This is a genomic window from Psychroserpens mesophilus, from assembly GCF_050617655.1.
GTDB lineage: Bacteria > Bacteroidota > Bacteroidia > Flavobacteriales > Flavobacteriaceae > Psychroserpens > Psychroserpens mesophilus_A.
This window is the reverse complement of sequence record NZ_JBODQC010000209.1, coordinates 1-265: the sequence shown is the minus strand read 5'-3', so window position 1 is coordinate 265 and position 265 is coordinate 1. Positions and strand designations below refer to the sequence as shown.

Genomic DNA, 265 nt, shown 5'->3' with positions numbered 1-265 from the left:
GAATTGGGCAACGTTTTCAAAATTATTTTATTGATGAAATGCAAGATACTTCTGTTTTACAATGGCAAAATTTAATACCCTTAATAGATAATGCACTAGCACAAGAAAAAAGTAGTTTGTTGCTGGTAGGTGATGCAAAACAAGCTATTTATAGGTGGAGAGGAGGTAAAGCAGAACTATTTATTGCTTTGGGTTCAGATAATGACAATCCTTTTTCTATTAAAAAAGAGAAGCAACAATTAGAAATCAATTCTAAGAAATACTA

General features: G+C 30.6%; 1 protein-coding gene. It reads left to right on the top strand.

The genetic code is table 11. The features are described from left to right. On the top strand, positions 1-265 hold a 265-nt coding region (locus tag ACRHNM_RS16980; protein ID WP_431137803.1), incomplete at both ends, for a UvrD-helicase domain-containing protein.